An 11,898-nucleotide genomic window follows, 5' to 3' on the forward strand; every position below is an offset into this window, starting at 1 on the left:
ACTGCAGAGCGGTCGGCGGCACCGCGGGACACAACGGTGACGAAGACGACGACTGGAGTGACGATGCACACGACGACCGGAACCACGGCCATGGCAGCCCGTGCGGACATCGTGCGCGTCGTGGGGACCGCTCCCGACGCACGACCGCGGGTCGCACCCGCGGCCGTCGCGCCGTACCCGTTCCCGGGTACGCCCGCCGTCACGGCACCGCTGTCCGCGTAGGGCTGCTTCCCACAGCCAGCGACGAGCCACCGGTCACGACCGGCGACGACGAGCACGCGACGAGCCGCCGGACGACCACCGGCGACGACGAGCACGGGCCCGCGCGAGCCCACGCCTGAACCCGGGGACGACCACGTCCCCGGTGCACTCCGACCGAACCGCCGCCGCACGACCAGCGGCGACGAGCGGACACGACGCGACACCGGACCCGCCCGACCAGGCGGGGTCGGCCCGTGACGCGACCGCCCGCTCGGCCGACGACCACCACGCAACGCAACACCGTGCCTCCAGGCCGGCTGCTGCGACAGCAGCGACCGACCCGGGGGACCGGCACGACGCACGAGGACGCAGACCCCATGTCCAAGACGCCAGACCAGGCGCGCCCGTCCACTCACCGCCCCTCGACACAGCGCCCGTCCACCCTGCGCGCAATCGCGCGCATCTACCCCTACGTGAAGCCGCACCAGCGGCGCCTCATCGGTGGCATGCTCGCCGCCATGGGCGCCTCGCTGGTCGCGCTCGCGATCCCGTACGTCCTGCAGTGGCTCGTCGACGGGCCGCTGTCCTCCAAGGACGCCGCACAGATCTGGCCCGCCGGCCTCGGGGTCCTCGCGCTCGGCGTGCTCGAGGCCTTCTTCATCGCCTCACGCCGTCGGCTCGTCATGCGTCCCTCCACCCGGATCGAGACGAGCATGCGGAACGCGCTCTACGCGAAGCTGCAGGACCTGCCGGTCGCATTCCACGACCGATGGGAGTCCGGCCAGCTGCTCTCCCGGTCGGTGTCCGACCTGTCGCTCATCCGACGGTGGCTCGCGTTCGGTGTCGTCCTGCTCGTCGTCAACATCGTGACGATCGTGGTCGGCTTCGTCGTGTTGTTCACCTTCGGGTGGCTGCTCGGCCTGGTGTTCCTCGTCGCGTCGATCCCGCTCTGGATCAACGGCCTGCTGTTCGAGCGCAAGTACTCGGTGGTGGCCCGTCGCAGCCAGGACCAGGTCGGTGACCTCGCCACGAGCGTCGAGCAGTCGGTGCACGGGATCCGCGTCCTCAAGGCGTTCGGCCGCGGGCGGTACAAGCTCGACGAGTTCAGCGAGCAGGCGGAGGCCCTCCGCGGCACGGAGATCGAGAAGGCGAAGGCCGTCGCGAGCATCTGGCTCTGGCTGCTGCTGGTGCCGGACGTGGCGTTCGCGCTGTGCCTCCTCGCCGGGATCTTCCTGGCGTCGCAGGGGCAGCTCACGGTCGGGCAGCTCTTCGCGTTCTTCGCGACCGCGACGGTGCTCCGGTTCCCGATCGAGTCGATCGGCTTCCTGCTCTCGATGACGTTCGACACCCGCACGGCGGTCGACCGCTTCTTCGAGGTCATGGACTCCGAGAACACGATCACCGACCCCGCGAACCCGAAGACGATCGCGGAGCCACACGGCGCGCTGTCCTTCAACGCGGTGCACTTCCGCTACCAGGACTCCGCGCCGCAGTACCCCGACCTCATCAACGGCGTCGAGCTGCAGCTCCGGCCGGGCGAGACCATGGCGCTCGTCGGGCTCACCGGCTGCGGCAAGACCACGCTGCTCTCGCTCGTGCCGCGGCTCTACGACGTCACCGGGGGCTCGGTGACGATCGACGGCGTCGACATCCGCGACCTCACGCGCGAGGAGCTCCGGCGACACGTCGGCGTCGCCTTCGAGGACGCCACGCTGTTCTCGACGTCGGTGCGCGACAACGTGCTGCTCGGACGGCCGGACCTCTCCGGCGACGAGGCCGAGGCCGTCATGCGCGAGGCGCTCGACATCGCACAGGCGTCCTTCGTGGACGACCTGCCCGACGGCGTCGACACACGGGTCGGGGAAGAGGGGCTGTCGCTCTCCGGCGGGCAGCGGCAGCGTCTGGCGCTCGCCCGTGCGATCGCCGCCCGTCCGTCGGTCCTCGTGCTCGACGACCCGCTGTCGGCGCTCGACGTCGACACCGAGGCCCGGGTCGAGGCGGGCCTGCGCCGCGTCCTCGCCGAGACCACGTCGCTCATCGTGGCGCACCGTCCGTCGACGGTGACGCTCGCGGACCGCGTCGCCCTCATGGAGAACGGCGTCGTCACCGCCGTCGGCACCCACTCGGAGCTGATGGCCACCAACGACCACTACCGCTACGTCATCTCCTCGCTCGACGAGGACGACGCCACCGCACGAGAGGAGGCGATGGCATGAGCCAGCAGGAACAGCAACTGCCCGTCGAGACGGCAGCACAGCCGTCCGGCGCGGCGTCCGCGCCACAGGAGGCCGTGGACGAGCAGGCCGCCGCGCAGTCGGCGGCTCCGATCACCGCGTCGATCACCACGCTCGGCGTCCGCGGCGAGGAGCGCGACGACTTCACCAAGGCGGAGAGCAAGCGCCTGCGGCGTCGCTCCCTCGCCCTGCTCGGGTCGCTCGCGGCTCCGCTCAAGGCGCGGCTCGTGCTCCTCGCCGTCGTCGTCGTGGTCTCCACGGCGGGCACGGTCGCGGGCCCGGCGCTCATCGCGTGGGGCATCGACAACGCCCTGCCGGCGGTGCTCGACCGGAACGACTGGGTACCGGCGTTCGGTGTCGTCGCGACGTACATCGTCGTGGCGATCGCCGGTGCGGTCCTGACGGCCTGGTACACGGTGCTGGCAGCCCGGATCAGTCAGGCGATCCTGTTCGACCTCCGCAAGCGGGTGTTCCTGCACACGCAGCGGTTGTCGCTCGAGTTCCACGAGACGTACACGTCGGGTCGGATCATCTCCCGGCAGACGAGCGACCTCGACTCCATCCGCGAGCTGCTCGACTCCGGGCTGAACCAGCTCATCCAGGGCGTGCTCTACATGGTGTTCACGGCGATCGCCCTCGTCGCGCTCGACCCGACGTCCGGGCTGGTGCTCGCGGTGTCGCTCGTGCCGCTGTGGTTCCTGATCCGCTGGTTCCAGTCGAACTCGCAGACGCTCTTCCGGGCCACCCGTGTCGCGTCGGCCCGGGTGATCGTGCACTTCGTCGAGACGATGACGGGCATCCGGGCGGTGCAGGCGTTCCGCAAGGAGTCCCGCAACCGAGACGAGTACGGCGGCTACGTCGAGGACTACCGGGTGGCGAACACGAAGGTGTTCAACCTGTTCGGGACCTTCGACCCGGTGCTCGTGCTCATCGGCAACGCCACGCTCGCCGCGGTCGTCATCGTGGGCGGCTTCCGGATCGTCGGCGGGTCGCTCGAGGTCGGTGCGCTGCTCGCGGTCGCGCTCTACGCCAAGCGGTTCTTCGACCCGGCGCAGGAACTCGCGATGTTCTACAACGGGTACCAGTCGGCCTCGGCCGCGATGGAGAAGATCTCCGGCGTGCTCGAGGAGCGTCCGAGCGTGCCGGACCCGGTGAAGCCCACCCGCCTCGCCGACGCCAGCGGGAAGATGGACTTCGACGACGTCGTGTTCGCGTACAACGCGGACAAGGTCGTGCTCCCGGCGTTCGACCTGCACATCCCGGCGGGGCAGACCATCGCGCTCGTCGGGTCGACCGGTGCGGGGAAGTCGACGCTCGCCAAGCTCATGGCGCGCTTCTACGACCCGTCGCAGGGGTCCGTGCAGCTCGACGGCGTGGACCTGCGGGAGCTCGACACGAAGGACATGCGCCGCGCGATCGTCATGGTCACGCAGGAGGCCTACCTGTTCTCCGGTTCGGTCGCGGACAACATCGCGCTCGGGAAGCCCGGGGCCTCCCGGGAGGAGATCGAGCGTGCGGCCAAGGCGGTCGGCGCGCACGAGTTCATCATGGCGCTGCCGGACGGGTACGACACCGACGTGAACAAGCGCGGCGGTCGTGTGAGTGCGGGGCAGCGCCAGCTGCTCTCGTTCGCGCGGGCGTTCCTCGCCGACCCGAAGGTGCTCATCCTCGACGAGGCGACGGCGTCGCTCGACATCCCGTCCGAGCGGCTCGTGCAGGAGGGCCTCGAGACCCTCCTCGCCGACCGCACGGCCGTGATCATCGCGCACCGCCTGTCGACCGTCGCGATCGCGCACCGCGTGCTCGTCATGGAGCACGGTCGCATCGTGGAGGACGGCACGCCGGACGACCTCATCGCCGGAACCGGTCGGTTCGCCCAGCTCCACGCGGCCTGGCGCGACTCGCTCGTGTAGGTCCACGCGGGCGTTGGACCACGAATCCGACGTCGAACCGTGCATCCGCGCGGGTTCGACGTCGGATTCGTGGTTCGACGTGACAGGCTCGGGCCATGAGCAACGACAGCGTGCAGCCCGGCGGCGTCGCCCTGCGCGACCCCTTCTACGGCGCACCCTTCGCCGAGGCCGTCCGACGGTTCTGGCGGAAGTACACCGTCTTCACGGGGCGGGCGTCGCGGGCCGAGTTCTGGTGGTGGTGGATCACCTCGCTCGCCGTCGGTCTGGCGCTGCAGCTCGTGCCGCAGGCGTTCACGCCGGACTCGCCCCTGTTCGAGAACCCCGTCGGCTCGTACCTCTTCGTGCTCTGGGGCCTGGCCACCCTGATCGGCTCGCTCGCCCTCGGCGCCCGACGGCTGCACGACGCGAACCTGTCCGGCTTCTGGCTGTTCGTGAACGTCGTCCCGGGCATCGGCTCGATCGTGTTCCTCGTCATGTGCCTGCTCCCGACGAACCCGGAGGGCGCACGCTTCGACCTCTGACAGGGGCGGCAGCGGGAACCCGCAAGAGTCGCCGGAGCAGGGGACGGACGCGGCCCGATCGACCTACTGTTCGCGTGTGACCCACACCCCGAGCGGCCCGGCGGCCCGCCTGCGTGAAGACCTCACGTACGGCACCGAGCACGTCCTCTTCAGCACGCTCCTCGGATCGGCCCTCGTCCCGCGGGTGGTCCGTCGCGGACTCCTGAACCTCGCCGGAGCGCACGTCGGGTCCGGTCCCGGCGTCGGCTTCGCCCTCACCGGCTCGGCCCGGAACCTCACCATCGGCACCGGCGTCTTCTGCAACAAGCACGTCTCGATCGAGGCGGTCGCCCCCGTCACCATCGGAGACGACACCGCGATCGGCATGCAGGTGCTGATCGTCACGAGCCACCACGGCATCGACGCCGCCGGGGACTGGGACCGCACGGCTTCGGGCCGCGCCGTGGTGATCGGCGAGCGGGTCTGGATCGGCGCCCGGACCATGGTGCTCCCCGGCGCCGTCATCGAGGACGACGTCGTGGTCGCCGCCGGCGCGGTCGTGGCGGGGCACCTCCGTTCCGGCGGCCTCTACGCGGGCGTCCCCGCCCGACGCATCCGCGACCTCCGACCGTCGGAGGTGGCCGAAGCCGGGGGCGTGGCAGACGTCACGGCGACCGCGGCGGTCGCGAGTGGAGCGGGCGAGCCCGTGCCGGGCCCGGGCGGGAGCATGCGGGCGACTGCGGTTCAGAACGGGTCGACCGGGAACCCGGGATCCGTCGGGTCGTAGGCGCGGTCCGGCCTGTCGCCAGCGCGGTCCGGACCGTCTCCGGTGCGGTCCGCGCGGACGGCGGCACGTGTCGGCCCGGCGCCGGCGCGGTCCGACCTGGAGGCGCGGTGCGCGCCCGCCCCGCCGGTCACGTCGTCCGACGGGTCACCCGGCTCGGGTGACCAGCGCGCCCGACGCATGTCGAGCCTCCAGGCCGAGGCGCGGTCCACGAGGGGCGTGCCCTCCGCGCGGTAGTGCTCGAGCGCGCGGGCCTCGTGGTGGACCGGCGGCAGCCCGCCGGACCGCACCACGCGCCACCAGGGCAGGTCGGAGCCCTCGTGCGCCATCACCTTCCCGACCGCGCGCGACGCCCGCGACCCGAGGGCCGCCGCGACGTCGCCGTACGTCATCACGCGACCGGGCGGGATGCTCCGCACCACCTCGGCGACGGCGGCGCCGAAGTCGATCGGCTCCGGCTCAGCGGTCACCCGAGGGTCAGGACCGCGAAGTGGTCGCCGTACTGGGTCTCGCGCACGAACTCGAACCCGAGCGCACGGAAGAAGGCCTCGGGGCTGCCGCTCCCGCCGGGCTCGTACACGACGGTCAGTCGCTCGAAGCCCCGGCTGCGTGCCTCGTCCGCGAGACCGTGCACCGCGAAGCGTCCGACGCCCCGCCCCTGCGCGGTCGCTGCGACGTTGACCCGCCAGATCGCGCTGCGCAGCTCTTCCGCGGGGTTGTCCGCGTCGAACGTGCCGATGATCATGCCGACGACCTCGTCACCGTCGAGCACGACGCGGGTCCACGCGGAGCTGGGCTTCACGTCCGACTCCGCCTGACCGTAGGTGGTCGGCTGCACGAACTGTTCCTGCCCCGGCTTCAGGGTCAGGGAGTTGGCCGCGGCGGCGGTCGCTGCGGAGAGCTGTTCGAGACGGAGATCGGCCATGCGGTCAGCGTATCCGTGCCGCCAGTCCGGGGGCCAGCGCGCCGCGTGGACCGATACCGCACCGTTGCGACCGTGCGCGGGGCCCGGTCGGCGGGGGTCGGCGCGGTATGGTCGCGACATGGCAGAGCACCGACGAGGAGCGAACCTCCCGTCGATCGGGGGGTTCAACCGGACCGTCGTGCTCGACGCGGTCCGACGCTCGCCCGAGGGCCTCAGCCGGGTGGAGCTCGCCGGACGCACGGGGCTCAGTGCGCAGACCGTGTCGAACGTGACCCGGTTCCTCATCGAGGCCGGCATGATCGTCGAGTCCGGCACGGTCGTCTCCGGTCGGGGCAAGCCGCGCACGATCCTCCGGCTCGAGGCCGGTAGTCGCTACGCGGTCGGCGTGCACGTCGACCCCGCGATCGTCACCTACGTCCTGCTCGACCTCGCCGGCACGGTCGTCGCACAGAGCACCACGTCGACACCGACCGCCGACGACCCCGCCGAGGTGGTCCGCACCATGGCGGACGCCGTGGACGCGCTCGTCGTGGGGGCCGAGGTCGACGTCGACACGGTGCTCGGGGTCGGCATCGCGAGCCCGGGGCCGATCGACGCGGAGGCCGGCGTCGTCCTCGACCCGCCGTTCCTTCCCAGGTGGCGCGACGTCCCGCTCCGCGACGCGCTCGCCCAGGCCACCGGCTACCCGGTGCTGCTCGAGAAGGACGTCACGGCGGCCGCGGTCGGCGAGATGTTCCTGGCGGGGGAGTCCGCCGCCCGGAACTTCGCCTTCGTGTACTTCGGCACCGGGTTCGGCGTCGGGCTCGTCCTCGACCACGAACCCGTTCGGGGCGTCGGTGCGAACGCGGGTGACGCCGGGCACATCATGGTCGACCAGGGCCCGCTCGCCGGGACCCCCGACGGCTCCGGCACCCGCGGAGAGGTCGGCGCCGCGGTTGCTCCCGACCGCCTCGTCCAGATCGCGTCAGCCCGCGGGCTGGCACTCGGCGAGCTGTCCGACGCCGCGTCGGTCGACCGGGCGTGGGACGCGCTCGCTGCGGCGATCGCGGCAGGCGACCAGGGCGCGCACGCGCTCGCGGCGGACGCCGGTCGGGTCATGGGCAACGCGGCCGTGCTCATCGTCAACCTCCTCGACCTCGACCGCGTGGTGTTCGGCGGTCCGTTCTGGTCGCGGATCGCTGCGGCCGCGCTGCCGGCTGCGCGTGCCGCGATCGTGGAGTCACCGTTGCTCGTGCCGAAGCACCCGATCGCGGTCGAGGAGAGCGACCGCGGGGCCGACGTCGCGGCGGTCGGGGCGGCGTGCCTCGTGCTCGACGCCGCGTTGTCGCCGCGGGCGAGCACCCTGCTCATCCGCCGCTGAGCCAGGCGTCGACGCACCGGGCGGTAGCGTCGGGGGATGACCTCCGAGATCCTCCGGTACACCGCATTCGCCGCTGAACCGGGCGGGGGCAACCCCGCGGGCATCGTGCTGGACGCGGTCGACATGTCCGACGCCGAGATGTTGGCGACCGCCCGCGAGGTCGGGTACGCCGAGACCGCCTTCGTCGTCGGCGGGACCCTCGACCGCCCGGTCGTCCGGTACTTCTCGCCCGCGGCCGAGGTGCCGTTCTGCGGACACGCGACGGTCGCCACCGGGGTCGCACTCGCCGAGCGGCACGGCACCGGGGACCGCGTGTTCGTCACCCCGGCGGGGGAGATCGCGGTGCACACGTCGACGGGGGCGGACGGTGCGGTGCTCCTCGCGATGACGAGCGTCGAGCCGTGGACGCGCGAGGTCGACCCCGGCCACCTCGCCCGGCTGTTCGACGTGACCGGGATCGGAGCCGACGACATCGCCGACGGGTTCCCGGTGCTCGAGTCCTTCGCGGGCAACCGCCACCCCGTGCTCGTCCTCGCCGACGCCGAGCTCTTCCACCAGTTCCGGTTCGACCCGCGCGTGCTCGGCGAGCTGAAGGACGACGCGGGGTGGGCCGGGACGGTGACGGTCCTGCACCGCACGGGGCCGCTCGAGTACGAGGCCCGGAACCTGTTCCCCGCCGGCCGCATCACCGAGGACCCGGCGACGGGGTCGGCAGCGGCGTCGACCGGGGCGTACCTCCGGGCGGTCGGAGCCGTGCGGCCAGGAGACCGCGTGGTGATCCGGCAGGGGCGGCACGTCGGACGTCCGAGTGTGCTGCTCGTCGACGTACCGGAGGCCGGAGGCATCACGGTGACGGGCGGCGCGACGCGGATCGGCTGAACCCGGGGTGCCCGGGCGCGCCCGTTCCTTCCCATCGCGCCTGCTGTGGTGAGCGGTTCCGGGCGTACATGGTGGTCGTGGTCGACCCGGTACGCCCGGAACCACCCGGTACGCCCGGTAGGGCCTGGTGTGCCCGATCCCAGGCGCTCGGAAGGATCAGCTGTGCCCGTTCCTTCCCATCGCGCCTGCAGTGGGAAGCGGTTCCGGGCGTAGATGGTGGTCGTGGTCGACCCGGTACGCCCGGAACCACCCGGTACGCCCGGTAGGGCCTGGTGTGCCCGATCCCAGGCGCTCGGAAGGATCAGCTGTGCCCGTTCCTTCCCATCGCGCCCGCTGTGGGAAGCGGTTCCGGGCGTACCTGGTGGTCGTGGTCGACCCGGTACGCCCGGAAACACCCGGCACGCCCGGAACCACCCGGAACCACCCGGTACGCCCGGAACCCACCCGGTAGGCCCGGAAACACCCGGTACGCCCGGAAGCACCACCCGTGCCCGAGCCCCAGTCGCCCCGAGCGACCAGACCCGCCCGGACCCCGCTGGCGGGCACGAGATCGTTCCGGAACGGAACCGGAATCCCTCTTGACACGGATAAGTCAATACGCTGGACTAATCCTGCGCGCGGGTGACGACACCCGCGGACATCCCGTGCAAAGGAGCACCGATGAAACGCCGCACCCGAATCATCGCCGGTCTCGCAGCCGTGGCAGTCGCCGCGGTCGGACTGGCGGGTTGTTCCAGCTCTGGGTCCGCCTCGAGCGACACCATCAAGATCGCCTACCAGAAGTTCGGCGCCTTCCAGCAGCTCGACGCCCAGATGAAGGAAGTCAAGACGGCGTACGAGAAGGAGTACCCGGGCAAGAAGGTCACCCTCGTGCCGATCCAGGCGCAGGGCAACGACTACTACACGAAGCTCGCGCTCATGAACAAGGCGCCGGCGACCGCGCCCGACGTCATGTACGAGGACACCTTCCTCATCAAGGCGGACGCCCAGGCCGGCTACCTGCTCCCGTTGGACAAGTACACGGCGAAGTGGAAGGACTGGGACCAGTTCTACGACAACGCCAAGCAGGCCGGTGAGGGCGTCGACGGCAAGACCTACGGCGTCTCGATGGGCACCGACACCCGAGCCCTCTGGTACAACAAGGACATCTTCAAGAAGGTCGGCCTCCCCGTCCCGTGGGAGCCCAAGACCTGGGACGACGTCCTCGAGGCGGCGAAGACGATCAAGGAGAAGGACTCCGGCGTCATCCCGTTCAACATCTACTCGGGCAAGGCGCAGGGCGAGGCCTCGACGATGCAGGGCTTCGAGATGCTCCTGTACGGCGCCGACGGTGACGGCAACACGCTCTACAAGGACAAGAAGTGGGTCACGGGCTCGAAGCAGTTCCAGGACTCGCTGCAGTTCGTGAAGGACGTCTACCAGGGCGGCCTCGGCCCGACCCCCCAGCAGGCGCTCGACACCAACGTCGGCACGACCATCGCCCAGACGTGGCTGCCGCAGGGCAAGCTCGCGATCGACCTCGACGGCTCGTGGCAGTCCGGCACCTGGCTGAAGACCGGCACCGCCCCGTGGTCCGAGTGGAACGACGTGATGGGCACGGCGGCGTTCCCGACGCAGAACGGCCAGGAGCCCGGCTACAACTCGATGTCGGGTGGCTGGACGCTCGCGGTCGGCAAGAACTCGAAGAACCCGCAGGCCGCGTTCGACTTCATCACGAAGTTCCTCGACAAGGACGGCTCGCTCAAGTACGACACCGAGAACAGCCAGATCGCCGTCCGCAAGGACGTCGCCGAGGACAGCGCCTACACCGACGCGAACCCCACGTTCAAGTTCTTCTCCGGGCTGGTGGAGCACACCAACTTCCGCCCGGCGACGAGTGACTACTCGCAGATCTCGAACGCGATCCAGGTCGCGATGGAGTCGGTCATGACCGGGCAGCAGAGTCCGAAGCAGGCCGCTGCCGCCTACGACCAGGCCGTCGAGCAGGTCGTCGGCAAGGACAACACCGTCTCCGCCGGCTGACGCGCGGCACGTCCTGACGGACGTCACCACCTGTCGGACGGGAGGCACGGCTCGCGTCGTGCACCGTGCCTCCCGTCCGACCCTCCCCACCTTCGGAAACCCCCTCCGCACCCGGAAGGCACCCCGTGTCCAGCACCCCCCTCGCGCCGACCCTGTCGGCGCCTGGTGCGCCGCAGCGCACCGACCCGCCGGCGCCGCGCAAGCGGAAGCCGCTGCGGAACGTCGGACGGGCCGTCCCGCTCCTGCCCGCCGTCGTCCTCCTCGTCATCTTCCTGCTCGGCCCCGTCATCTCCTCGTTCTACGGGTCGTTCACCAACTCGGCGCTGACCGGCGTCGGCGCCTCGGACCAGCAGTTCGTCGGACTGAAGAACTACGTCGAGCTGTTCCAGGACCCGGACTTCCCGAAGTCCGTCATCCTCACCGTCGTCTTCCTCCTCGCCTCCGCCGTCGTCGGGCAGAACGTGCTCGGCCTCGGGCTCGCGCTCCTCATGCGCAGCGCGAACAAGGTCGTCCGGTCGATCGTCGGCACCTTCGTCGTCGCCGCGTGGGTGTTGCCCGAGATCGTCGCATCGTTCGCCGCGTACGCGTTCTTCAACGACCAGGGCACGCTCAACGAGTTCCTGCAGGTCTTCGGCATCACCGGGCCGAACTGGCTGTACACGCTGCCGATGCTCTCCGTGATCCTCGCGAACATCTGGCGCGGCACCGCGTTCTCGATGCTCGTGTACTCCGCAGCCGTGCAGGAGGTCCCCGAGGAGATCACCGAGTCGGCCGAGGTCGACGGTGCCGCTGGCTGGCAGCGCCTCGTCTACATCACGATCCCGGTGATCCGTCGCTCGATCTCGACGAACCTCATGCTCACCACGCTGCAGACGCTGTCGGTGTTCACGCTCATCTTCGTGATGACCGGCGGCGGCCCGGGCACGAACTCGTCGACACTGCCGATCCTGGCGTACCAGGAGGCGTTCAAGTTCTCGCAGCTCGGCTTCGGGACGGCGATCGCGACGATCCTGCTCATCGTCGGCGCGGTCTTCTCGATCATCTACATCAAGGCGCTGAAGCCGGAGGTGGACTGACCAT

Annotated in this window: 11 protein-coding genes; 9 read left to right on the plus strand and 2 right to left on the minus strand. The window is 70.8% G+C overall.

What is annotated here, in order from left to right:
• Positions 1-36: 36 nt before the first annotated feature.
• The 5 genes from NS184_RS18275 to NS184_RS07320 all read left to right on the plus strand — a co-directional run bounded on the left by NS184_RS18275 (position 37) and on the right by NS184_RS07320 (position 5,635).
• Positions 37-222 carry a hypothetical protein gene (locus tag NS184_RS18275; protein WP_193750419.1) on the plus strand — a complete coding sequence of 62 codons (186 nt, stop codon included), beginning with the start codon at positions 37-39 and terminating at the stop codon, positions 220-222.
• 356 nt (positions 223-578) lie between these two features.
• Entirely contained in the window at positions 579-2,417 is a 1,839-nt protein-coding gene (locus tag NS184_RS07305; RefSeq protein ID WP_058725457.1) for an ABC transporter ATP-binding protein, read from the plus strand.
• 122 nt (positions 2,418-2,539) lie between these two features.
• Complete coding sequence (locus NS184_RS07310; protein WP_058725471.1) at positions 2,540-4,348, plus strand: ABC transporter ATP-binding protein; 1,809 nt, start codon at positions 2,540-2,542, stop codon at positions 4,346-4,348.
• A gap of 95 nt (positions 4,349-4,443) precedes the next feature.
• On the plus strand, positions 4,444-4,869 hold the full coding sequence (locus tag NS184_RS07315) for a DUF805 domain-containing protein (protein WP_058725458.1): 426 nt from the start codon (positions 4,444-4,446) through the stop codon (positions 4,867-4,869).
• A 76-nt stretch (positions 4,870-4,945) separates the two neighbouring features.
• Positions 4,946-5,635 (plus strand): acyltransferase, encoded by a 690-nt coding sequence (locus NS184_RS07320; RefSeq protein ID WP_058725459.1) that lies wholly within the window; start codon positions 4,946-4,948, stop codon positions 5,633-5,635.
• Here NS184_RS07320 and NS184_RS18675 read toward each other — a convergent pair.
• Entirely contained in the window at positions 5,593-6,102 is a 510-nt protein-coding gene (locus NS184_RS18675) for an MGMT family protein (RefSeq protein ID WP_083513529.1), read from the minus strand. The two genes, NS184_RS07320 and NS184_RS18675, sit on opposite strands and share 43 nt — an antisense overlap.
• Entirely contained in the window at positions 6,099-6,557 is a 459-nt protein-coding gene (locus NS184_RS07330; RefSeq protein ID WP_058725460.1) for a GNAT family N-acetyltransferase, read from the minus strand. The genes NS184_RS18675 and NS184_RS07330 overlap by 4 nt, the downstream gene beginning before the upstream one ends.
• A 118-nt stretch (positions 6,558-6,675) precedes the next feature.
• On the opposite strand from NS184_RS07330, the gene NS184_RS07335 reads away from it, so the two are divergent.
• The 4 genes from NS184_RS07335 to NS184_RS07350 all read left to right on the plus strand — a co-directional run bounded on the left by NS184_RS07335 (position 6,676) and on the right by NS184_RS07350 (position 11,894).
• Positions 6,676-7,917: an ROK family transcriptional regulator gene (locus tag NS184_RS07335; protein WP_058725461.1), complete on the plus strand. Its 1,242-nt coding sequence runs from the start codon at positions 6,676-6,678 to the stop codon at positions 7,915-7,917.
• Between the two features lie 36 nt (positions 7,918-7,953).
• Positions 7,954-8,796, plus strand: a complete 843-nt coding sequence (locus NS184_RS07340; RefSeq protein ID WP_058725462.1) for a PhzF family phenazine biosynthesis protein — start codon at positions 7,954-7,956, stop codon at positions 8,794-8,796.
• Between the two features lie 660 nt (positions 8,797-9,456).
• Positions 9,457-10,818: an extracellular solute-binding protein gene (locus tag NS184_RS07345; RefSeq protein ID WP_058725463.1), complete on the plus strand. Its 1,362-nt coding sequence runs from the start codon at positions 9,457-9,459 to the stop codon at positions 10,816-10,818.
• Positions 10,819-10,943: 125 nt separating this feature from the next.
• A complete protein-coding gene (locus NS184_RS07350) occupies positions 10,944-11,894 on the plus strand; it encodes a carbohydrate ABC transporter permease (RefSeq protein WP_083513531.1) in 951 nt (316 codons plus the stop codon).
• Positions 11,895-11,898: the final 4 nt, after the last annotated feature.

This window comes from Curtobacterium luteum (genome assembly GCF_001475545.1).
Classification (GTDB): Bacteria; Actinomycetota; Actinomycetes; order Actinomycetales; family Microbacteriaceae; genus Curtobacterium; species Curtobacterium luteum_A.

Coding starts and splice junctions, on each gene's coding strand:
- NS184_RS07345 (WP_058725463.1), top strand. CDS start 9,457: ATGAAACGCCGCACCCGAATCATCGCCGGTCTCGCAGCCGTGGCAGTC.
- NS184_RS07340 (WP_058725462.1), top strand. CDS start 7,954: ATGACCTCCGAGATCCTCCGGTACACCGCATTCGCCGCTGAACCGGGC.
- NS184_RS07330 (WP_058725460.1), bottom strand. CDS start 6,557: ATGGCCGATCTCCGTCTCGAACAGCTCTCCGCAGCGACCGCCGCCGCG.
- NS184_RS07305 (WP_058725457.1), top strand. CDS start 579: ATGTCCAAGACGCCAGACCAGGCGCGCCCGTCCACTCACCGCCCCTCG.
- NS184_RS07315 (WP_058725458.1), top strand. CDS start 4,444: ATGAGCAACGACAGCGTGCAGCCCGGCGGCGTCGCCCTGCGCGACCCC.
- NS184_RS07335 (WP_058725461.1), top strand. CDS start 6,676: ATGGCAGAGCACCGACGAGGAGCGAACCTCCCGTCGATCGGGGGGTTC.